This window comes from Luteimonas sp. KH_071 (genome assembly GCF_057838005.1).
On sequence record NZ_CM174458.1, the window covers coordinates 2,860,401 to 2,880,385 of the forward strand.

13 protein-coding genes and 2 pseudogenes are annotated in these 19,985 nt (G+C 69.2%); 4 read left to right on the forward strand and 11 right to left on the reverse strand.

Annotated features, from left to right (window positions below; genetic code table 11):
• Positions 1-24 precede the first annotated feature (24 nt).
• Positions 25-1,428, forward strand: a complete 1,404-nt coding sequence (gene bioA / locus AC3IRM_RS13225; RefSeq protein WP_489203554.1) for an adenosylmethionine--8-amino-7-oxononanoate transaminase — start codon at positions 25-27, stop codon at positions 1,426-1,428.
• Positions 1,419-2,156 carry a 16S rRNA (uracil(1498)-N(3))-methyltransferase gene (locus AC3IRM_RS13230; protein ID WP_489203555.1) on the forward strand — a complete coding sequence of 246 codons (738 nt, stop codon included), beginning with the start codon at positions 1,419-1,421 and terminating at the stop codon, positions 2,154-2,156. The genes bioA and AC3IRM_RS13230 overlap by 10 nt, the downstream gene beginning before the upstream one ends.
• Positions 2,157-2,205: 49 nt before the next feature.
• On the opposite strand, the gene AC3IRM_RS13235 is transcribed toward AC3IRM_RS13230, so the two are convergent.
• The 8 genes and pseudogenes from AC3IRM_RS13235 to pilG form a co-directional block, all read right to left on the reverse strand.
• Positions 2,206-2,673: a chemotaxis protein CheW gene (locus tag AC3IRM_RS13235; RefSeq protein ID WP_489203556.1), complete on the reverse strand. Its 468-nt coding sequence runs from the start codon at positions 2,671-2,673 to the stop codon at positions 2,206-2,208.
• Positions 2,670-4,196, reverse strand: coding sequence for a chemotaxis protein CheB (locus AC3IRM_RS13240; protein WP_489203557.1), 1,527 nt, complete (start codon positions 4,194-4,196; stop codon positions 2,670-2,672). Before AC3IRM_RS13240 ends, AC3IRM_RS13235 begins: the two co-directional genes overlap by 4 nt.
• A pseudogene (locus AC3IRM_RS13245) lies at positions 4,189-6,537 on the reverse strand (response regulator); the annotation flags it as partial. The gene AC3IRM_RS13240 and the pseudogene AC3IRM_RS13245, both read right to left, overlap by 8 nt.
• Before the next feature lie 1,752 nt (positions 6,538-8,289).
• Positions 8,290-10,860, reverse strand: a pseudogene (locus AC3IRM_RS13250) (FimL-related protein); the annotation flags it as partial.
• Positions 10,861-10,933: 73 nt separating this feature from the next.
• On the reverse strand, positions 10,934-12,955 hold the full coding sequence (locus tag AC3IRM_RS13255; RefSeq protein ID WP_489203558.1) for a methyl-accepting chemotaxis protein: 2,022 nt from the start codon (positions 12,953-12,955) through the stop codon (positions 10,934-10,936).
• A gap of 40 nt (positions 12,956-12,995) precedes the next feature.
• Positions 12,996-13,547: a chemotaxis protein CheW gene (locus tag AC3IRM_RS13260; protein WP_489203559.1), complete on the reverse strand. Its 552-nt coding sequence runs from the start codon at positions 13,545-13,547 to the stop codon at positions 12,996-12,998.
• A gap of 8 nt (positions 13,548-13,555) precedes the next feature.
• Entirely contained in the window at positions 13,556-13,921 is a 366-nt protein-coding gene (locus AC3IRM_RS13265; RefSeq protein ID WP_489203560.1) for a response regulator transcription factor, read from the reverse strand.
• A 17-nt stretch (positions 13,922-13,938) separates the two neighbouring features.
• Positions 13,939-14,343, reverse strand: a complete 405-nt coding sequence (gene pilG, locus AC3IRM_RS13270; protein WP_159680076.1) for a twitching motility response regulator PilG — start codon at positions 14,341-14,343, stop codon at positions 13,939-13,941.
• A 183-nt stretch (positions 14,344-14,526) separates the two neighbouring features.
• Here pilG and gshB point away from each other — a divergent pair, with 183 nt between their 5' ends.
• Together gshB and AC3IRM_RS13280 are read left to right on the forward strand one after the other, a co-directional pair.
• A complete protein-coding gene (gshB, locus tag AC3IRM_RS13275) occupies positions 14,527-15,489 on the forward strand; it encodes a glutathione synthase (RefSeq protein ID WP_489205926.1) in 963 nt (320 codons plus the stop codon).
• A gap of 20 nt (positions 15,490-15,509) precedes the next feature.
• Entirely contained in the window at positions 15,510-16,385 is an 876-nt protein-coding gene (locus AC3IRM_RS13280) for an energy transducer TonB (RefSeq protein ID WP_489203561.1), read from the forward strand.
• Positions 16,386-16,491: 106 nt separating this feature from the next.
• Here AC3IRM_RS13280 and lepB read toward each other — a convergent pair whose 3' ends face one another.
• Genes lepB through yoaA form a run of 3 tightly spaced genes read right to left on the reverse strand, consistent with a single transcriptional unit; the run spans position 16,492 to position 19,984 of the window.
• Positions 16,492-17,136 carry a signal peptidase I gene (gene lepB, locus AC3IRM_RS13285; protein WP_489203562.1) on the reverse strand — a complete coding sequence of 215 codons (645 nt, stop codon included), beginning with the start codon at positions 17,134-17,136 and terminating at the stop codon, positions 16,492-16,494.
• Positions 17,137-17,162: 26 nt separating this feature from the next.
• Positions 17,163-17,900 carry a tRNA (adenosine(37)-N6)-threonylcarbamoyltransferase complex dimerization subunit type 1 TsaB gene (gene tsaB, locus AC3IRM_RS13290; RefSeq protein WP_489203563.1) on the reverse strand — a complete coding sequence of 246 codons (738 nt, stop codon included), beginning with the start codon at positions 17,898-17,900 and terminating at the stop codon, positions 17,163-17,165.
• A complete protein-coding gene (gene yoaA / locus AC3IRM_RS13295; protein WP_489203564.1) occupies positions 17,897-19,984 on the reverse strand; it encodes a DNA repair helicase YoaA in 2,088 nt (695 codons plus the stop codon). The genes tsaB and yoaA overlap by 4 nt, the downstream gene beginning before the upstream one ends.
• Between the last annotated feature and the right edge of the window lies 1 nt (position 19,985).

A 19,985-nucleotide genomic window follows, 5' to 3' on the forward strand; every position in this document is an offset into this window, starting at 1 on the left:
GACCTGCGGAGCGATAATGGCGGGATGACTGGACAGATTCACGATGCGGCCATTCTAGCCGACGGCAACGACTGGCGGACCCGCGACCTTGCCGCGGTCTGGCACCCCTGCACCCAGATGCGCGAGCATCCCGACATCCAGCCGATGCTGCCGATCGTGCGCGGCGAAGGCGCCTGGCTGATCGAGGCCGGCGGACGGAAGATCCTCGATTCGGGCAGCAGCTGGTGGACAAACCTGCACGGCCACGCAGAGCCGCGCATCGCCGAGGCCATCGCGACGCAGGCGCGCACGCTGGAACAGGTGATCCTCGCCGGCTGCACACATCCGGCCGCGGTCGAACTCGCCGAGCGGCTGCTCGCCGTCGCGCCGCGCGAGCCGGGCCGCCCGCCGCTGACCAAGGTGTTCTTTGCCGACAACGGTTCGGCTGGCGTCGAAGTGGCGCTGAAGATGGCATTCCAGTGGTTCCAGAACCGCGGCGACGAACCGCGGCGGACCAAGTTCGTCGCGTTGCAGAACGGCTATCACGGCGAGACGCTCGGCGCGCTGGCGGTCGGCGACATTCCGCTGTACCGCCGCGTCTATGCGCCGCTGCTGTGCGAAGCGGTGTTCGCGCCCTCGCCCGATGCCTACACCGCGCGCGCCGGGCAGAGCGCCGCCGGCCATGCCGAGGACGCGGCGGATGCGCTGGCGCATCTGCTCGACGAACACGCTGGCGAAATCTGCGCGCTGATCCTCGAACCGCTGGTGCAATGCGCCGGCGGCATGCGCATGCACGACCCGGTGTATCTCAAGCGCGTGCGCGAGCTGTGCGATGTGCACGGCGTGTTCCTGGTCGCCGACGAGATCGCGGTCGGCTTCGGTCGCACCGGCACGCTGTTCGCGTTCGAGCAGGCGGGCGTACAACCCGACCTGCTGTGTCTGTCGAAGGGCCTGACCGGCGGCTTCCTGCCGCTGTCGACGGTCCTGGCGACGCAGGCGCTGTACGACGGCTTCCTCGACGCCTCGCGCGAGCGCGCGTTCCTGCATTCCCACAGCTACACCGGCAATCCGCTGGCCTGCGCGGCGGCGCTGGCCTCGCTCGACATCTTCGTCGAAGACGACGTGCTCGCCCGCAACCGCAACACGGCCGCGAAGATGGCGACGCTCGCGGCGCAGATCGGCGCGCACCGGCATGTCGCCGACACCCGCCAGACCGGGATGATCGTTGCGTTCGAACTCACCCGCGATGGCGACAGGGCCACGCCCTTCGATCCTGCGCTGCGTGTCGGTCTGCACGCGTATCGGCATGCGGTCGAACGCGGCGTGCTGCTGCGTCCGCTCGGCGACATTCTTTACTGGATGCCCCCCTACTGCATCGACGATGCGCAGTTGCAGCTGCTGGCCGATGTCACCGCCGAAGCCATCGAGGCGGGCACCGCATGCGCGTGATCCGCGCTTTCGTCGATCGCCCGCTCGCCGCCGGCCAGCCGGTCGAACTGCCGGACGACGCCGTCGCCCATCTGGTGCGCGTGCTGCGCCTGCGCGAGGGCGATGCCTGCGTGTTGTTCAACGGCGACGGCGTCGATCACGACGCGCGCCTGGTGCGCGTAGACAAGCGCATTGCCGTTGCCGAAATCACCGGCAGCCGCGCGATCGATCTCGAATCGCCGCTGTCGATCACGCTGGTGCAGGGCATCGCGCGCGGCGAGAAGATGGACTGGATCCTGCAGAAGGCGACCGAACTCGGCGTCGCCGCATTCGTACCGGTGTCGAGCGATCGCAGCGAAGTGAAGCTCGATGCCGAGCGCGCGACCAAGCGGCTCACGCACTGGCGCAGCGTGGTGGTGTCGGCCTGCGAACAGAGCTGGCGCTCAAGGATTCCGAACGTCGCCCCGCCGCGTTCGCTGGCCGCCGCACTCGCCGAGCTGCCGGCCGGTGCCTCGCGCTGGCTGCTCGACCCAGATGCGGACGCCGGCATCGCGACAATGGCCCCGCCGTCAGCCGGGATCGTGCTTGCGATCGGCCCGGAAGGCGGCTGGTCCGCCAACGACCGAGCGGCGTTGATCGCCGCCGGCTTCAACGGATTGCGGCTCGGCCCGCGGATCCTGCGCACCGAAACCGCCGGCATGGCCGCGATCGCGGCGCTGCAGGCGCGGTTCGGTGACCTCACCGGCTGAGCGCCGGCGGCGAGCTCAAGGCTCCCACCGGCTGCGCGCCGACGGCGGCTCAGGCAGCCAGTGCCTCGCGCACCGACTGCTCGATCAGGTCGATATCGGGAATCAGCGCGACATCGTCATTGAGGCGCACGCGGGCGCGCACCGCAAACGGCAGCGCATCGCCGTCGCCATCGGATTCGTCGAGCAGGTTCGCTTCGGAAATCGTCACCAGCCGCGGGAAGCCTTCAGTCAGCAGCGCGAAGAACGGGAGGCGCGCATCGCCGCCCAGCGTCTTCAGCACGACCACCTTGCTGGCCAGTTCGGCGCGTTCCTCGCCCTGCTTCGACAGCACCGGAAATGCCACCAGCGGCAGACGCCAGCCGCGCCAGCGCAGACGGCCAAGCAGCCAGTCGGGTGCATTCGCGACCACTTCGGGCGGCGAGTACGAGAGCACCTCGGAAATCGTCGCATTAGGCAGCAACAACTGCGTCGCACCGGCGCGGATCAGCACGCCGCGGATCTCTTGATGTGCAGTCACAGCGACAAGCCTCCGGAATCGAAATGCCGCTCGCTGGGCATCCAGCGTGCGATCAACCAATCGGCGATGTCGGTCGGACTGCCCGAGGGACCGCCGCGCTGTGCCACCGCGCGTGCCGCGACCGGGTCGTAACACCCTTCTTCGCTCTGGCCGCCGACCAGAGCGCCCTGCCAGGCCGGCCCCATCGCCGCGTCGACGAGCGCGGGATCGGCGCCGCTGAGGAACAGCAATGCGCTGTCATCGGCCGGCACCGCGTCGGCCAGCCCGGTGATGTCGGCGCCGCTGGCGAACTGCAGTTCACCCTTGACCGCGGTCGGCAACAGATCCGGCGGCAGGAAGTAGACCTCACCCGGCGAAACCGTCATGCCGGCCTCCGCCAGTTGCACCGGCATCGCGGTCGCGCGCTCCATCTGGCGCACGAGCCGGTCGTAGCGCCCGCCGTCGAGTTGCAGCCGCACCAGGACCGGACGCGGGAAGCCTTCCGGCAATGCACCCAGCAGCTGGCGCACCGCATCCGGACCGCCCAGCCCGCCTTCGAGCAACACGACACCCTTGACCGCCCCGTGGCCGTAACTGTCGGTATCGGTGAGGCTCAGGCCGGAAATGCGCGATTCCAGATCCGACAGATCGCGCTGCAAGGTCTTGGCCGGCGTCGCCGCGAGGGCAGCGTCTTCCTCGACCACCGCTGCGGCACGGAACGACGGCAATGCATCGCCGTCGAGCAGCGTCAGCGGTTCGGACACCGGTTCGAGCGTCGGCTCAGATTCCTGTTCAACGGCGGCTTCGACGCCCGTATCCGTTGCGGACGGCGCTGCAGCGGGCGACTCGGGCGATGTCGTCGAGTCGTCCGACCAGGCGGCCAGATTCTCGTTGAGATCGCGCACCTCGCCCGGCGGTACGGCCGGCGGGGTGTAACTGGTCTCGTCGTACTCGGCCAGTTCGAAATCGAAACTGAACTCCACCGCAGGCGTCTGCACGCTCGGCGGCGCGTCGAATTCGGCCGCGACCGGATCGAATGCGAGATGTACCGCATCGTCCGACGAGGATTCCAGCGCAGGCGACGCAGCGGTATCCGCTGCCTCCGGTGCCTCGTCCTCGACGGACGATGGTGCGTCGCTGTGCGCGTCGAACTCCAGTGCCAGGGGCACGTCGTCGACCGGCGCATCGCTGACCACAGACGGCGGCAGCACATCGCTGCCACCACGCAGCTTTGCGGCCAGGTGCCGGACCCAGCGCGCGGCGTCCCAGCCGCTGCGCTCCAGCACCAACGCGGCTTCTTCGAAGATCACCGTGCGGCCGGGCGCTGCGAACGCCGGCTCGAACGCTTCGAGCACATCCTCGTCGGCAGGATCGAGCACCACCACCAGCGCTGCAGGCGCCAAGGCCTCGACGGCGTCCGGCGTGTGCTGCGACGGGTCGAGTGTCGCGACCAGTTCGGCGCCGGCTTCGGTCAGGCCTTCGACCACGCGGTCGCAGGCCGTGCCTGCACGTGCCAGCACCACGGTCCGGATCGCGTCAGTCATCATCGCGCTCCAGCTTCAGCAGTTCGTAGACATGGCGCAGCAACTCGGGCTCCTGGTAGGGCTTGCCGAGATAGCGGTCGACGCCGATCTCGAACGCGCGCTGGCGGTGCTTCTCGCCGGTACGCGAGGTGATCATCATGATGTGCACATCGCGCAGGCGCGGATCGGCCTTCATGTGCGTCGCCAGCTCGTAGCCGTCCATGCGCGGCATCTCGATGTCGAGCAACATCAGGTCGGGCACACGCTCGTCCATCCGCTCCAGCGCATCGAGCCCATCCCGCGCGGTGACGACCTCGAAATTGTGGCGCTCCAGCACACGGCCGGTGACCTTGCGCATCGTCACCGAATCGTCGACGACCATCACCAGCGGCACCGCGCGGCGTTCGACGGCCGGCTCCACCGCCTGCTCGGGCGTATCGATCTGCGCGGCCTGTGCACCATGGCGACGCACGAGTGGCGCGATATCGAGGATCACGACCACGCGACCGTCGCCCATGATCGTCGCACCGAAGATGCCCGGGATCGAGGTGATCTGCGGACCCACCGGCTTCACCACGATTTCTTTGTTGCCGACGATTTCGTCGACCGCCACCGCGGCGCGCAGTTCACCGGCGCGGATCAGCAGCAAGGGCATCTGCAGCTGGCCTTCGGCGCGGGCGGACGGCTGGCCGACGAGGCGACCGAGGTCGTACAGCGGATAGTCCTCGCCGCCGTAACGGTAGATCGCGCCTGGCGTCGCCTCGCTGCGGGCGATACGACCCACGCCGCGCACCGATGCGATCGGCACCGCGAAACTGGTCTCGCCGATACGCACGAACGCGGCCTGGGTGACGGCGAGCGTCTGCGGCAGACGCAGCGTGAACGTGGTGCCAGCACCCGCCTGCGAGCGGATGTCGAACGTGCCACCGAGCTGGCGCACTTCGCTGGCGACGACGTCCATGCCGACGCCGCGCCCGGCGAGCCGGCTGACTTCGGTCGCGGTCGAGAAGCCGGGCTGCAGGATCAGCGCATCGAGATCGAAATCCGTCACCGGCGCATCCGCCTGCAGCAGACCACGCTCCTCGGCGCGACGACGGATGGCGGCGCGATCCAGACCTGCGCCGTCGTCGCCGACTTCCAGCACCACTTCCGAACCTTCGCGACGGACCGCGATGTGGACGCTGCCCTCGTCGGGTTTGCCGGCGCTGCGACGCGCGTCGGGCGCCTCGAGACCATGTGCGACCGCGTTGCGCAACATGTGCTCCAGCGGCGACACCATGCGCTCGAGCACATTGCGGTCCAGCTCGCCCTGCGTGCCTTCGAGGCGCAGCTGCACCTGCTTGCCGGTGTCCTGCGCGGCCTGGCGGACCACGCGGCGCAGGCGTGGCACGAGGCCGTCGAACGGCACCATGCGCGTGCGCATCAGGCCTTCCTGCAGATCCGAACTCACCCGCGACTGCTGGGTCAGCAGTGTCTCGTACTGGCGGGTCTGGTCTTCGAGCATCTGCTGCAGACTGCCGAAGTCGGACGCGGTCTCGCTGAGCGCTCGCGAGAGTTGCTGCAGCGTCGAGAAGCGGTCGAGTTCCAGCGGATCGAAGGTGGTGTCGGTGTCCTCGCCCTCGCGCTGGTAGCGCGCGACGATCTGCGCTTCGGTCTCGCTGTCGAGACGGCGCAGCTGGTCGCGCAGACGCGTATTGGTCTGCGCGAGTTCGTTCATCGCACCGCGGAACGCACCCAGCTGCTGTTCCAAGCGCGCACGATAGATTGCGACTTCACCCGCATAGGTGACCAGCTTGTCGAGCAGGTCGGCGCGGATGCGCACCTGCTCCTGCGAGCCACGCAGCGCGTTCTCCTCGTCTTCGGCGGTGCCGGCGTCGAGCGGTAGCGGTGCGGACAGCGGCGCCAGTTCGATCTTCGGCGTCTCGTGTGCCGGTGCCGGAGACGCGGCCTGCGATTCGCCGGGGCCCTTGCCACTGAACGCATCGACCAGCGCCTGCGACGGACCGATCGCAAGGCGGTCGCCCGCGCGGGTCACCATCGTGTGCAGACGGTCGAAGCCGCGTTCGAGCAGCATCACGTCGCCGCGGCGCAGCGTGCGTCGACGCTCCGCCACGGATTCGAGCAGGGTCTCCATCGCATGACCCAGCTCGCCGATCTCCATGAGGCCGGCCATGCGCGCACCGCCCTTGAGCGTGTGCAGATCGCGCTGCAGACCCGCCACCGCATCGCGGTTGTCGGGCGCGACACGCAACTGCGCCAGCAGCGCATCGGAATGGTCGAGCAGGTCGATCCCTTCTTCGACGAAGATGTCGATCAGCTCCGGATCGAGACCATCCAGCGCGAGCGGCGCGTCCGGATCTTCCTCGCGGTCCGGCAGATCGTCGGTCAGCGCGGACGCGGTGGGATCGGCCGGGATATCGGCTTCCGCCATCTCCGTGGGCGCTTCCGGATCGTGATCGATCGGATCCGCCGGCACTGCATCGATTCCGGAGAGCGGCGCGACTGCATCGTCGTCGCCGACTTCAGGGTCGACCGTCGACGTGTCTGTCTCGATCTCCGCCGCGGGCGCTGTGATGTCGAGGTCTTCCGCGTCGGCGTTGTCGCGTGAGGCGGTGGTCGCTTCCGCAGCGCCTTCCTCAGCAATGATGCCGGACGGCGCCTGCGCATCTGCAGCGACGTCCGCCGATTCGATCTCCGGCAATGTCGTGCGGTCGTCGCCCGATGACGTTTCGACATCGGAGGCGGCGTCGACAATCCCGACAGCTTCGACGCCGTCTGCAGCAGCTTCGAGGGACGCCATTGCGGGCGGCGCGCTCGCCGCCTCTGCGGCCGACTCTGCATCGCGCAGACGACGTGCGGTTTCGTCCTGCTCGAAGCGGGCACGCTCGGCGGCCAGCACAGTGGCGTCGATGTGGGCCTGACGGCGCAGCTTCTCGAAGACGCCGGTCGCGATCCGCGCGGCATCGGCCTGACGCGCGTCGTCCGGTTCGGCAGCTGCCGCGGCGGCCTGGTCCGGCATCGCAGCGACATCGTCCGTTTCCGCAGCCTGCTCGGCCGCCAGACGTTCCTGCTCGCGATGTTCCACCGCAGCGCGCTCGACTTCGATGCGTTCTGCTTCCGCGCGCTCGATCTCGAGGCGCGCGAGCGCGGCTTGCTCGGCTTCGTCCTGCGCAGCGCGCTCGGCGGCGAGCCGCTCTGCTTCGAGCCGCTCCGACTCGACACGCTCGGCTTCGAGCCGCGCGGCTTCCGCCTGCTCGGCTTCTTCCTGTGCGATCCGTTCGGCGGCGAGACGGGCTTCTTCGGCGCGCTCGATTTCAAGGCGCTCGGCGTCGATCCGGGCCGCTTCGGCCTGTTCCGCTTCGGCCTGTGCGAGACGCGCCTGTTCCAGACGCTCGCTCTCGACACGCTCGCTCTCGACACGCTCGGCTTCGACGCGCACCGCTTCGGCCTGTTCCGCTTCTGCCTGTGCGAGACGCACCTGCTCCAGACGCTCGCTCTCGACACGCTCGGCTTCGACACGCGCTGCTTCGGCCTGTTCGGCTTCGGCCTGCGCGAGACGCTCCTGTTCGAGGCGCTCGGCGTCCGCCAGCGCAAGACGCTCTGCGTCGAGTCGCTCCTGCTCGAGACGCGCGGTCTCGACCTGCTCGGCTTCGAGCCGCTCGGCTTCCGCCTCCGCGGCGCGTCCGGCCTCGGTACGCTCGGCGCCCGGCTCAGCCTGCGCGGCATCACCGTGGTCGTCGAATGCGATCGACGTCGAATCGGACAGATCGTCCAGCGCGTCGATGTCGTCGGGCAGGTCGAATTCGAACCGCTCGACCGGCGCTTCGGGCAGACGGTCGCGCAATGCGCCGACCTGGTTGGCCAGTGCGGTCAGTACTGCGATGCGCGGCTCGGGCTCGTGCAGCTGGCGCAGCGCTTCCCGGGCTGCGACGCAGACCGCGTCGAGCACCGGCGTGACATCGGCCTCCGGCGCGGTGCCCGCCGCGACCAGACGGCGTGCGTATTCTTCTGCGGGCCCGAGCAACAGGCCGATCGCCGGCACCTCGGCCATCGCGAACGCGCCATGCATGGTATGGAGCGCACGCAGCAGGCGCTCGCCATCGGCAGGCGCGCCGGCATCGATCGCGCCGAGCCAGTCGCCGACGGTCTGCAGATGCCCCTGGACTTCGTTGTCGAGGATTTCGAGCAGCAGCGCGTCGACGGACGCGGGCACCGTCTCGATGTCGTCGGACGCCGCGGCCAGCGCTGCTTCCGGGATTTCGGGGGGGGCGTCGTCCGCGCTCGCGACCGGGACGATGTCGGCGTCGACATCCACCGGCACGGGCGCGTCTTCGATTTCGCCGGTGTCTGCCGCCACGGCGATCGCGGCGGGCCGCACCGGCATGGTGTCGTCGCCGGTAGCGATGCGCGCCGCGTTGGCCTGCATCGTTTCGAGGTCGGCGCGCAGCGTGGCTTCCCCGCGCAGCACCGCCTGCAGCTCGGGCAGTGCATAGAACGCCTGATCGACCATCTCGATCACGGCCGGTGTCGCCGGGCGGCCGTCGATGACGCGGTTGAGCATGGTTTCGATCGACCAGCTGAACTCGCCAAGCGCCTTCGCGCCGACCAGTCGACCGCTGCCCTTGAGCGTGTGGAACACGCGCCGGATCGGGCGCACGAGTTCGATGTTGTCCGGCTGCGCGCGCCAAGGCGGCAGCAGGGCGTCGAGATTCTCGATCTCGCCGGCGAATTCCTCGAGAAAGACTTCGCGGATCTCGTCGTCGATTTCGTCGCCGACGTCCTCGAATCCGCCAGCGGCATTGCGCGCGGGTACAGCGGCGGGCACGGATGGCCGCGACGCTTCCGTCGGCGTCGCAGTGGATGTCGACGATGCCTCGACCGCGACTGCAGGCGGCTGCCACACGTCGATGCCGCGCGCGAGCTGGTCCAGGTCGATGCTCCCGGCGCGCTCTGCGTCTTCGAACGGGTTCGCTTCGTCGCCAGCGTCGGCCCGCATGTCCGCTTCTGGAAGCGGCCAGTAACCCAGCGTCTCCAGGCTGCTGCGCGCGATGTCGAGGATGTCGGCGCGATTGGGGCGCTGTTCGCGCAGCGCTTCGAGGTAGTACTCCAGGCTCGCCAGCGCATCGGCGAATGTGTCGAGCTGGCGGCCGTTGGGGACGCGCTGGCGCGCGATCAGCTCGCGCTCGGCATACAGACGCACGCCGTCCAGATAGCGCGCGGCCTGCGGCAGCTCCAGCATCGACAGCGCACCGCCGACCTCGGCCAGCAGACGCGGCACTTCCTGCAGTTCCGCGTGATCCCAGCTGGTCTCGACGAACGCGACCAGTGCCTGACGCGCATCGGAAAAATTGGCGATCGCCTCGCGGACCAGCACCGTCATCGACTGCTGCGCTTCGACAGCAAGCGAATCGTCGGAACCGTCGGTGGCTTCGGCACCAAGCCGCGAGACCTGATCGTCGAGCGTCGCATCGACATACAGCAGAGCGCCGGCGACATCGAGCAGCGTGTCCTCGCTGGCCGGCATGGCACCACCGACGATGCCGCGCATCGTGTCGCGCTGCTGCTGCACCACGGTGCGGGCCGCGCCCAGGCCGAGCATGCCGAGCGTGTCGGCGACGCCGGCGAGCACCTCGACCTGCGGCTGCAGACCGGCGATGTCGGACGAGCCCGTGCGCAGATGCAGGTCCAGTGCGTCCTTGACCCGCAGCAGGTCTTCCTTGACCGCTGCCGCGACGGTATCCAGCAGTGCGCGGTTGCGCCCCCCGAGACTGCCGCGGGCATGTTCGAGTTCGGCCGCGCTGGGCAGTTGTGCCTGCAGGTCGAAGGCCTCGCGCAGCGCATCGAGCGCAGGATGCGCGGCGTCGCTGTGGGCGACGTGATAGAGCAGCTGACGCGTGGGTTCCTGCGCGCCGTCGGCCAGCGCCGCATCGAGACGCGGCGCCTGCGCGTACTGCCGCACTTCGCGTTCGACACCGGCAAATACCTGGCGCAGCGCGGGATGCAACGCCGGCTCGAACGCGCCATCGGCCAATGCATCGGCGACGCGCGCAGCGACCCACAACATGCGGCGCTGGGTTTCGGAACCGGACTGGGCGGCCAGGGCAGACAAGCCGGCGGCGAGTGCGCCGATGTCACCCGGGCTTCCGCTTGCAGGCCAGGCCTGCAGGGCGACGCGCAACTGGCGCAGGGCGGCGTCGGGATCGATGCCGGCCTCCTCGGCAGGCGCGTCCTCAGGCACCGCGCGCGCAAGATCAGGCGCGAACAGGATGCTTTCGCTCAGCCCGGTTTCACCGCGCGCGGCACGCAGTTCGTTGAGAAGCGGCAGCAGCACGATCGGAATATCGCGATGACCGCCCTGCAGGCGCTCGAGGTAATCGGGCAACAGCAGCATGCCGCGCAACAGTGCAGCCGAGGCGATGTCGCGATCTGCAGTGGCGCCGTCGCGCAGTGCGTCGGCCAGCCGCTCCATTTCCTCTACGACCATCGCGGGTGCGTACAGCTCGACCATGCGCAGCGTGCCCTGCGCCTGGTGCAGATACCCGGCGCACAGCCGCATGCGGCCCGGATCGTCCGGCGCGTCGACGAAGCTCTCCAGCTCCATCCGCGCCTGGCGCAGCACTTCGTCCAGCTCCGGTTTGATCCAGCCGAGCATGGTGTGGTCGATGGCGACGCGCAGACCGCTCATGCGGCGGCTCCGCGCAGGACGCCGCGCGCATGCGCGCGAATGAAGCAGACGGTCATGAAATCCGTTCCGTGGCTCAGGCCGGCAGCTTGAAGTCGGCGACCGAACGACGCAGGTCGGCGGCGAGCTGGGCCAGATTGCCGATCGACGCCGCGGTCTGGTTCGCGCCCTGCGAGGTCTGCTTGGTGATCGACTGGATGGTGTGCATCGCCGTGGTGATGTTGGTCGCGGCCGAGGACTGCTGGTGCGCGGCCGAGGAGATGCCCTGGATGAGATCGGCGAGGCTGGTCGAGACGCTTTCGATCTCGCCCAGCGCGGTACCGGCGTCTTCGGCCAGGCGCGCACCGGCGACCACTTCGGACGTCGTCTGCTCCATCGACGTCACCGCCTCGTTGGTGTCGGACTGGATGGTCTGGACCAGCGTTTCGATACGGCGCGTCGCATTGGTCGCGCGTTCCGCGAGGCGCTGCACCTCGTCGGCCACGACCGCGAACCCGCGGCCCGCCTCACCGGCGGAGGCTGCCTGGATCGCGGCGTTGAGCGCCAGGATGTTGGTCTGCTCGGAGATGTCGTTGATCAGTTCGACGATCGAGCCGATCTCCTGCGAACTCTCGCCCAGGCGCTTGATGCGCTTGGAGGTTTCCTGGATCTGGTCGCGGATCGAGTCCATGCCGGCGATCGTCTCGCGCACCACGCCCGCGCCCTTGGTCGCGATCTGCACCGAGCGCTGCGCCACGTCGGCCGATTCGGCCGAATTCTTCGACACCTGGTCGATGCTGACCGCGATCTCGCTGATCCGGTCCGATGCGGAATTGATTTCCTGCTCCTGATGCTCGGCCGCCTCGGCCAGATGCATCGCGGTGGCCTGGGTTTCCTGCGCGCTGGAGGCGACCTGCACCGAGGTGTCGTTGATCGTTTGCACCAGACTGCGCAGCTGCTCGATCGCGAAATTGATCGAGTCGGCGATCGCGCCGGTCATGTCCTCGGTGACCGTCGCCTTGACGGTCAGATCGCCTTCCGCGAGCGAACCCATCTCATCCAGCAGGCGCATGATCGCCTCCTGGTTGCGGTTGTTGAGTTCCATCGTGGTTTCGTAGCGTTCGCGCTGGGCGCGGTTGAGCGAAACGAGCAGGCCGGCAATGGCGACCAGGGCGATCAGGCCGGACACGATGCTGATCCAGATGTTGCCGATGATGCTGCGGTCGGTCAGCGAGCCAAAGGCGGTGAACGCATTGAACAGCGATTCGCTGTCGGTCAGCAGCTGGTCGGAACCGGTCACCAGTGCGCCGGCCGCAGCCTGCGCCTGGAACAACTGCTCGCTGCTGCCGAGGATCGCTTCGAGCTCGGCGCGCATCTGCGCCCAGGTCTCGTCGGCGCGTGTGAGCGCGGCGAGCGCATTGCCGTTGGTCAGCGCCTGCAGTTCGCGCGACGGATCGCCCTCGCGCAGACCGGTCATGACCTGCTGGAAGTCTTCCGCATTGCGACGCAGGCCCTGACCCGCGATCGCCGCGCCGGCGCCACCGGCCTGCACCTCGGTCACGCGGCGCGCCATGTCGCCGGCGATCACCACCTGGCGCAGCGCCATGTAGACCTGCGAGGACGGCGAGCCGCTGCTCGACATCGCACGCACCAGCTCATCGAGCAGGGCCTGCAGCTGCGGCACGCCCTGGCTGAAGCGCTGGGCCTGGCCGGCGAATGCAGTCACGGCCGCTTCGCTGTCGGCGAGGCGCTGTGCACTGGCAGCGAGCGGCGTCCAAGTTTCGGTGACCTGGGCGACCGGCCCGGCCACGCCGGTGGTGTCGCCGTAGTTCGCGTTGAGCTGCTGGATGTCGCCGTCGATCCGTGCGCGCGTGTCCTTGAACGTCGCAAACGCAGCCGCGTTGCCGCGCACCGCATCGCTGCCCTGGTTGGCCAGACGCTGGCTGTCCACGCGCAGGTTCGAGGCCGCAGTACTGGCGCCGCCCAGACGCGAGGCCTTCCACGTGCCGTAACCGGTATTGATGACCAGGATCGCGCCGGCCACCACCAGGGTCACGACCCAGAAGTTCGTGCCGAACGTGCGGCGTTTGACGGCGAGGGTATCGGCGGCTGTGCTCATGCGTGCTGTCCGTTCCTGATGCGGGGTGCGACGGCGGCCATCAGGCCGCGGCGTGTCTGAATTCCGGGGTACGACCGAGACGTTCGAGGCTGAAGACGCCCCAGGTCGCGTTGGCGTGCGCATATGCGCGCTCGACGAAATGGCCGTAGCGGCCCTCGGCGATGCGCTCGGCCGAAACCTCGTCTTCCTCGAGGAAACTGCGCTGGCCGAACAGTTCGTCGATCGTCAGCGCGACGTCGCCGCCTGGCTGCCGCACGATCAGCACGCGCTGGCTTTCCAGCAGCACCGTGCGCTCGCCTTCGAGAAACTGTTTGAGATCGACGATCGGCAGCAGGCTGCCGCGGATGTTGGCGACGCCGAGCACCCAGGGCTGCGCGCCCGGCACCGGGGTCACCGGCGGCATCGGCAGGATCTCGATGACCTCGTCGAACGACGAGGCCAGCATGCGCCGGCCGATGCGATAGCCGACACCGCGCCACAGACCGGGCGCATCGAGCTGATCGGGCAGACCAACGCTGTGTGCCAGGCTGCGCCGCTCGTATTCGGCAAGGACGGCGAACGCGCCCGTCGCGGGCGCTTCGGCGGATTGCATGGTCGACATCAGCCCGCCAGAACCGCGTTGACCTGACTGATCAGCGCGTCCTCTGTCGGCGGCTTGACGATGTAGCCCTTCGCGCCCTGGCGCAGGCCCCACATCCGGTCCGTTTCCATGCCCTTGGTGCTGATGATGATGACCGGAATGCCCGAGGTTTCGGCATCCTTCGCCAGCGCACGCGTGGCCTGGAAGCCACTCATGCCCGGCAACACCACATCCATCAGTACGAGGTCGGGGCGCTCGCGCTTGCACGCGGCGATGCCGTCCTCGGCGTTGCCCGACGCGGTGACCTGGTGCCCGTGGCGTTCCAGCCACTGGGTCAGTACCGCGGTATCGGTCGGTGAATCCTCGATCAACAGGATGCGTGCCATGCCCTGCTCTCCCCTGATCAGGCGTTGACGTGCGTACGGATCGCGTCGAGGAGTTCCTCGCGCGTGAACGGCTTGGTGACGTACTGCTCGGAGCCGACGATGCGCCCACGCGCCTTGTCGAACAGACCATCCTTCGACGACAGCATGATCACCGGCGTATTGCGGAACACCTGGTTGTTCTTGATCAACGCGCAGGTCTGATACCCGTCCAGCCTCGGCATCATGATGTCGACGAAGATGATCTGCGGTTTCTGGTCGGCGATCTTCGCGAGCGCCTCGAATCCATCGACGGCGGTGACGACCTCGGCACCTTCGCGACGCAACAGCGTCTCGGCGGTGCGGCGGATGGTCTTCGAGTCGTCGATCACCATCACCCGCAGCCCGTCGAGGCTGCCGGAGGACGGCTTGTCGTCACTGGTCATGCATTCTCCCCTGGTGCGCGGCGCGGGACTTCGCGCGCCGGTGCAGGACGGAGTTATACCGCGGCCCGCCGGAGAACTGTCAAGAATTTCACGCGCTTTGTGCGCAGTGCCTCGAAATGCGGCGGCGCGACACGCGAACCGCCCCTGATAAGATCGGGCGCCCCAGCCCCGCAGGTCGTGCACATGTCCCTGGATGTCGTCGTGGTGATGGATCCGATCGGGTCGATCAGGATCGCCAAGGACTCGACGTTCGCGATGCTGCTCGAGGCGCAGCGCCGTGGCCATCGGCTGCACTACGTGATCCCGGGCGGACTGGCGATGACCGGCGGCGACGCGGTCGCGCGCGCAGCGACGCTGACGGTGCGCGAGGATGCCAGCGACTGGTACACGCTCGGCACGCCGGCGATGCGCCGCTTCGGTGCCGGCGACGTGGTGCTGATGCGCAAGGATCCGCCGGTGGATCCGGAATTCGTCGGCGACACGCAGATCCTCGGCGTCGCGCAGCGCCAGGGCGCGCAGATCATCAACGATCCGCAGGGCCTGCGCGACATGAACGAGAAGCTCGGCGCCCTTTCGTTTCCGCAGTGCTGTCCGCCCTCGCTGGTGAGCCGCGACGCGGCGTCCCTCAAGGCATTCGTCGCCGAGCATCGCGACGCTGTGCTCAAGCCGCTCGACGGGATGGGCGGTCGCTCGATCTTCCGTGCCGTCGCCGGCGACGCGAACCTCAACGTGATCCTTGAAACCCTGACCGATGGCGGCCGCCGCCTCGCGATGGCGCAGCGGTATCTGCCGGAGATCACGGCGGGCGACAAGCGCATCCTGCTGATCGACGGCGTGCCGGTGGACTACTGCCTGGCGCGGATTCCGCAGGGCGACGAGTTCCGCGGCAACCTCGCGGTCGGCGGCCGCGGCGAAGCGCGACCGCTAAGCGAACGCGATCGCTGGATCGCCGCGCAGGTCGGCCCGACGCTGGCTGCGCGCGGCATGCGCTTCGTCGGCCTGGATGTCATCGGCGACTGGCTGACCGAGGTCAACGTCACCAGTCCGACCTGTATCCGCGAGATCGACGCGGCCTACGGCACCAATATCGCCGGCCTGCTGTTCGATGCCATCGAACGCGGCCCGGTCGCGACGCACGCGCCCTGACACGGACCGCGCCACAGACGATGCAGACCGCCGCGCCGACTCCGCAGATCGACGACGGCGCGCGCCTGGGCGCGACGCTCGTGCTGTCGCTGCTGGTCCACGGCCTGCTGGTGCTCGGCATCGGTTTCGCGACCGAGGACGCCGCGCCGGTGATGCCGACGCTGGACGTGATCCTCACCGAGACCACGAGTCCGCTGACGCAGGCGCAGGCCGACTTTCTCGCCCAGGCCAGCAACCAGGGCGGTGGCGAGCACGAGCTTACGAACCGGCCACGCGAGGCCCAGCTCGGCCAGGTGCCGCAGGACACCACCGGCGTCGCGCCCATGGAACTGCGCGCGCAGTCGCCCGACGCGCAGCCACCGCCACTCGACCGTGTGGTCGCCAGCACGCGCGGGGAGACCACGCTGCCCGTCGAGGATCCGAGCAGCCAGACCGATCCGTCGACGCTGCCGCGCGGGCCGGAGAAGATCGAGCGCGACCTGGAAATGGCACGGCTGGCCGCCGAGATCCACATGCGCTCGGAGCGCTACGCGCGACGCCCCAAGCGCAAGTTCGTCTCGGCCAGCACGCAGGAATACGCCTACGCCGCCTATCTGCGGCAATGGGTGGACCGGGTGGAACGCGTCGGCAACCTCAACTATCCCGACGAAGCACGACGCCGGCAGCTCGCCGGCGAGCTGGTGATCAGCGTGGCGATCCGCCGCGACGGCTCGGTCGAGCGCGCCGACATCATCCGCAGCAGCGGCACGCCGCTGCTCGACGATGCCGCGTTGCGCATCGCGCGGCTCGCCGAGCCCTACCCGCCGCTGCCGGCGACGGGCGACGAGGTCGACGTGCTGCATGTCACCCGGACGTGGAATTTCCTGCCGGGCGGCGAGCTGATCGACGACCGCTGAGGGCCGTCGGTTGCCGCGGGAGCGGCCTGCGGATCACGTGTCATGCAGGCGCGCGATGGCGCATTCCGATCGGATCCCATCGCGCGCGAGCGCGCGCCTGCAGGTCCTAGAGCGTCCGCCATCCGAAGCCGTCACCCGACCGCCAGAACACGCCACGCGCCTGGCCGTAGATCGCCGCCGCCGGCACGAAGCCGAAGTAGCGACCGTCGATGCTGGCGCCGCGGTGATCGCCGAGCACCAGCACCTGCCCTTCGGGCACCTGCACCGCACGGAGATCAGGCCCGCCACCCGCGTCGAGATTCAGCGCGACCTGCACGTCACCGAAGTCTTCCGGCGCGTCGGGCCGTTCGGCCAGCGGCGCGCCGTTGATCGCCAGACGACCGTCGACGAGATCGACGCGATCGCCGCCGACGGCGACCACGCGCTTGATCAGGCGGATGCCGTCCGACGGCGAGCGGAACACGACGACATCGCCGCGTGCAGGCGTATCGCCACCCCACACCGCCCACTGCGTGAACGGCACGCGCAGACCGTAGGACCGCATGTCGACGACCACGCGGTCGCCCGGCAGCAGCGTCGGTTCCATCGAACCGCTGGGCACGTAGTAGTGGTTGGCCAACGACGAGCGCGCGACCAGCAGCAGGCCGAGCAGACACACCAATGGCAAGCCCTCGCGGCGCAGCCAACCCCGCAGACGCGTTCCGCGTGGACCGGCGCGCCAGGGCGAAGGCGGTGGGGGCGTCGCGGTCATCTCGCGTTCTCCAGACGGTTCGTGGGTCAGACCGGGCCGGGGGTGCCCGGCTCTGCAGCGCGGCGGGATGCGCGCAGGGCAACCTGCTCGACGAGGGTCAGCGCGACGTTGTCGCGCAGGTAAACGGGTTCGACGCGCTCGGGCGCGATCGCTTCACCGCGCGCGAACGCCGCAGCGGCGAGTCGCGCGAGATCGGCCGCGTGCGGCAATGCGGTCGCGTCGATCCGGGCGAAACGCGCGCCGAGCCGCGCATGCAGGGCGCCCTCGACGGCTGAAAATCCGGTGCCGACGCCCGACCAGCCGGCCGCGTCGCCGGCCAGTTCCACCGCGCCGGGCGCCGAGACGCGCGCCGGACCGAGTGAACGCGGGCCGTCGGCGTCCTGCGCGAACGCCTGGCTGTAGACCTCGCCCATGCGTGCATCGATCGATGCCAGCAGCTGTGTGCCCGGCAACGCCTGCGCGCGCATCGCCAGCACTTCCAGCGTGGATCGCGCGACGACCGGGCGATCGAGCGCCAGTGCGATGCCCTGCACCAGCGCGATCGCCAGACGCACGCCGGTGAACGCGCCGGGGCCGCGACCGACCGCCACCGCGTCGAGCTGGCTGCGCGCGATGCCGGCTTCTGCCAGCAGCGCTTCGGCCCACGGCAATGCGAGTTCGGCGTGCCGGCGCGGCGCGATCTCGAAGCGCTCCAGCACGCGACCGTCGTCCCAGACGGCGACGGAGCAGGCCTCGGTGGCGGTTTCGAAGGCGAGCAGTTTCATGGCGATGGGGATTCGGCAGTCGGGAACGGAGTGTCGGACGGCGCGTCCGGCGCCATTGTCGCAGGCAGCGGGTCCGGGCTGCTCGCGAAGAACGCGGCAACCGTCGTGATCTCGCGGGTGCGCGGCAGGGGCGGCAACGAGTCGAGAAACAGACCGCCGTAGCTGCGGCCGAGCAGGCGCGGGTCGCACAGCACCAGCACGCCGCGATCGTGCTCGGTCCGGATCAAACGGCCCACGCCCTGCTTGAGCGCGATCACCGCCTGCGGCAACTGCTCGTCACGGAACGGGTTGCCGCCGGCGCGGCGGATCGCGTCGAGCCGCGCCTCGAACACAGGATCGTCGGGCGCGGCGAAGGGCAGCTTGTCGATGACCACGACGCTCAGCGCACCGCCGGCCACGTCGACCCCCTCGCGAAAGCTCGCCGCGCCCAGCAGCACGCCGTTGCCGGACTCGCGGAAGCGCTGCAGCAGCACATGGCGCGGCGCCTCGCCCTGCACGAACAACGGCCAGGGGCAGTCACGGCTGCCGTCGCGCAGCAAGGCCGCGGTTTCGCGCAGCGCGCGATGCGAGGCGAAGAGCAGGAACGCGCGGCCGGCCGAGGCTTCAAGGACGGGCAGCACCGCATCGACCACGGCGCGGGTGTAGTCCTGCGCCGACGGCTGCGGCAGCTTCGGCGGCAGATAGCACAGCGCCTGGTGCGGCCAGTCGAAGGGACTGGGCGTCAGCAGCGTCTGCGGTGCGTCGATGCCGAGGCGTTCGGCGATGTGATCGAAGTGGCCGTCGACCGCGAGCGTCGCCGAGGTGAAGATCCACGCCGCGCCCGAGGCTTCGCGATGCGCGCGCAACGGCGCGGACACGTCGAGCGGCGTGCGCTGCAGGCGGAAGCCACGTGGCGTGAGTTCGTACCACAGCACGCCGTCATCGCGTGGCGGCGCCTCGGTGCTTTCGACGGGTGCTTCGTCATCGCCGAACATCGAGTCCGCCGCCGCGCTGCCGTCGTTCCAGCGCCGCAGCTTCGTGACGAAGGCCTGCGCGCGTGCATGGCAGCTGTCGAATCCGGGCGAGGCCTCGCGCAGCGGACCGAGGGCGTCGCGCAGATGCAGCAGCGCATCGTCGAGCGCGTGCAGGGCATCCTCGACCGACGGCTCGTACAGCGCGCGATAGCGGGTGCCGCGAGGCGGCAGTCCGTCCATCGCGGTGCGCAGTGCACGCGTCGCCTCTTCCAGCGCATGCGCCGGCGACTGCAGCACCGGCAGTGCGCCGGGCACGTCCTTGCATTCGGCGATCGCGTCACGTGCCAGCTCGACCAGCGGCCGTGCGCTCATGCCTTCGCCGAAGAACTGCGCGGCGAGCTCCGGCAGCTGGTGCGCCTCGTCGACGATGAACACCTGCGCGCCCGGCAGGATCTCGCCGAAGCCTTCCTGCTTCAGCGCCAGATCCGCCAGCAGCAGGTGGTGGTTGACCACGACCACGTCCGCGGCCTGCGCACGCTGGCGCGCCTGCACGAGGAAGCACTCGCTCCAGAACGGACAGTCATTCCCAAGGCAGTTGTCGACGGTCGAGGTGACCAGCGGCAGCAGTGGCGTGTCTTCGGGCAGGCCGTCGAGTTCGGCCATGTCGCCCATGCGCGTGCGCCCGGCCCAGGCGACGATGCGCTGGAACTGGTGGATCTGTTCGCGCGAGGCCAGCCTCGGTTCGCCACGCGCCTGCTCCAGGCGGTAAAGACACAGGTAATTCGCGCGGCCCTTGAGCAATGCGCTGCGCAGACCACTGCTGAGCGCATCGCGCACGCGCGGCAGATCGCGATGGAACAGCTGGTCCTGCAGTGCGCGCGTGCCGGTCGAGACGATCGTCTTCAGGCCCGACAGCAGCGCCGGCACGAGATACGCGAAGGTCTTGCCGGTACCGGTGCCGGCCTCGGCCAGCAGCGCGGAGCGCTGGTCGATCGCATCGGCGACCGCCATCGCCAGCGACTGCTGGGCGACACGCGGCCGGAACGCGGGAATCCGTTCCGCCAGCAGACCGCCATCGACGAGGGCTTCGCGACTGCGGTCCGCGAGGCGGGCGTCACGCGCGTCGAGCACA

What these genes read in the sequence shown, in the direction of transcription:
- AC3IRM_RS13280 (WP_489203561.1), top strand. Translation starts at nt 15,510, where the DNA reads ATGCAGACCGCCGCGCCGACTCCGCAGATCGACGACGGCGCGCGCCTG.
- bioA (WP_489203554.1), top strand. Translation starts at nt 25, where the DNA reads ATGACTGGACAGATTCACGATGCGGCCATTCTAGCCGACGGCAACGAC.
- AC3IRM_RS13230 (WP_489203555.1), top strand. Translation starts at nt 1,419, where the DNA reads ATGCGCGTGATCCGCGCTTTCGTCGATCGCCCGCTCGCCGCCGGCCAG.
- AC3IRM_RS13240 (WP_489203557.1), bottom strand. Translation starts at nt 4,196, where the DNA reads ATGACTGACGCGATCCGGACCGTGGTGCTGGCACGTGCAGGCACGGCC.
- AC3IRM_RS13265 (WP_489203560.1), bottom strand. Translation starts at nt 13,921, where the DNA reads ATGGCACGCATCCTGTTGATCGAGGATTCACCGACCGATACCGCGGTA.
- gshB (WP_489205926.1), top strand. Translation starts at nt 14,527, where the DNA reads ATGTCCCTGGATGTCGTCGTGGTGATGGATCCGATCGGGTCGATCAGG.
- tsaB (WP_489203563.1), bottom strand. Translation starts at nt 17,900, where the DNA reads ATGAAACTGCTCGCCTTCGAAACCGCCACCGAGGCCTGCTCCGTCGCC.
- pilG (WP_159680076.1), bottom strand. Translation starts at nt 14,343, where the DNA reads ATGACCAGTGACGACAAGCCGTCCTCCGGCAGCCTCGACGGGCTGCGG.
- lepB (WP_489203562.1), bottom strand. Translation starts at nt 17,136, where the DNA reads ATGACCGCGACGCCCCCACCGCCTTCGCCCTGGCGCGCCGGTCCACGC.
- AC3IRM_RS13260 (WP_489203559.1), bottom strand. Translation starts at nt 13,547, where the DNA reads ATGCAATCCGCCGAAGCGCCCGCGACGGGCGCGTTCGCCGTCCTTGCC.
- AC3IRM_RS13255 (WP_489203558.1), bottom strand. Translation starts at nt 12,955, where the DNA reads ATGAGCACAGCCGCCGATACCCTCGCCGTCAAACGCCGCACGTTCGGC.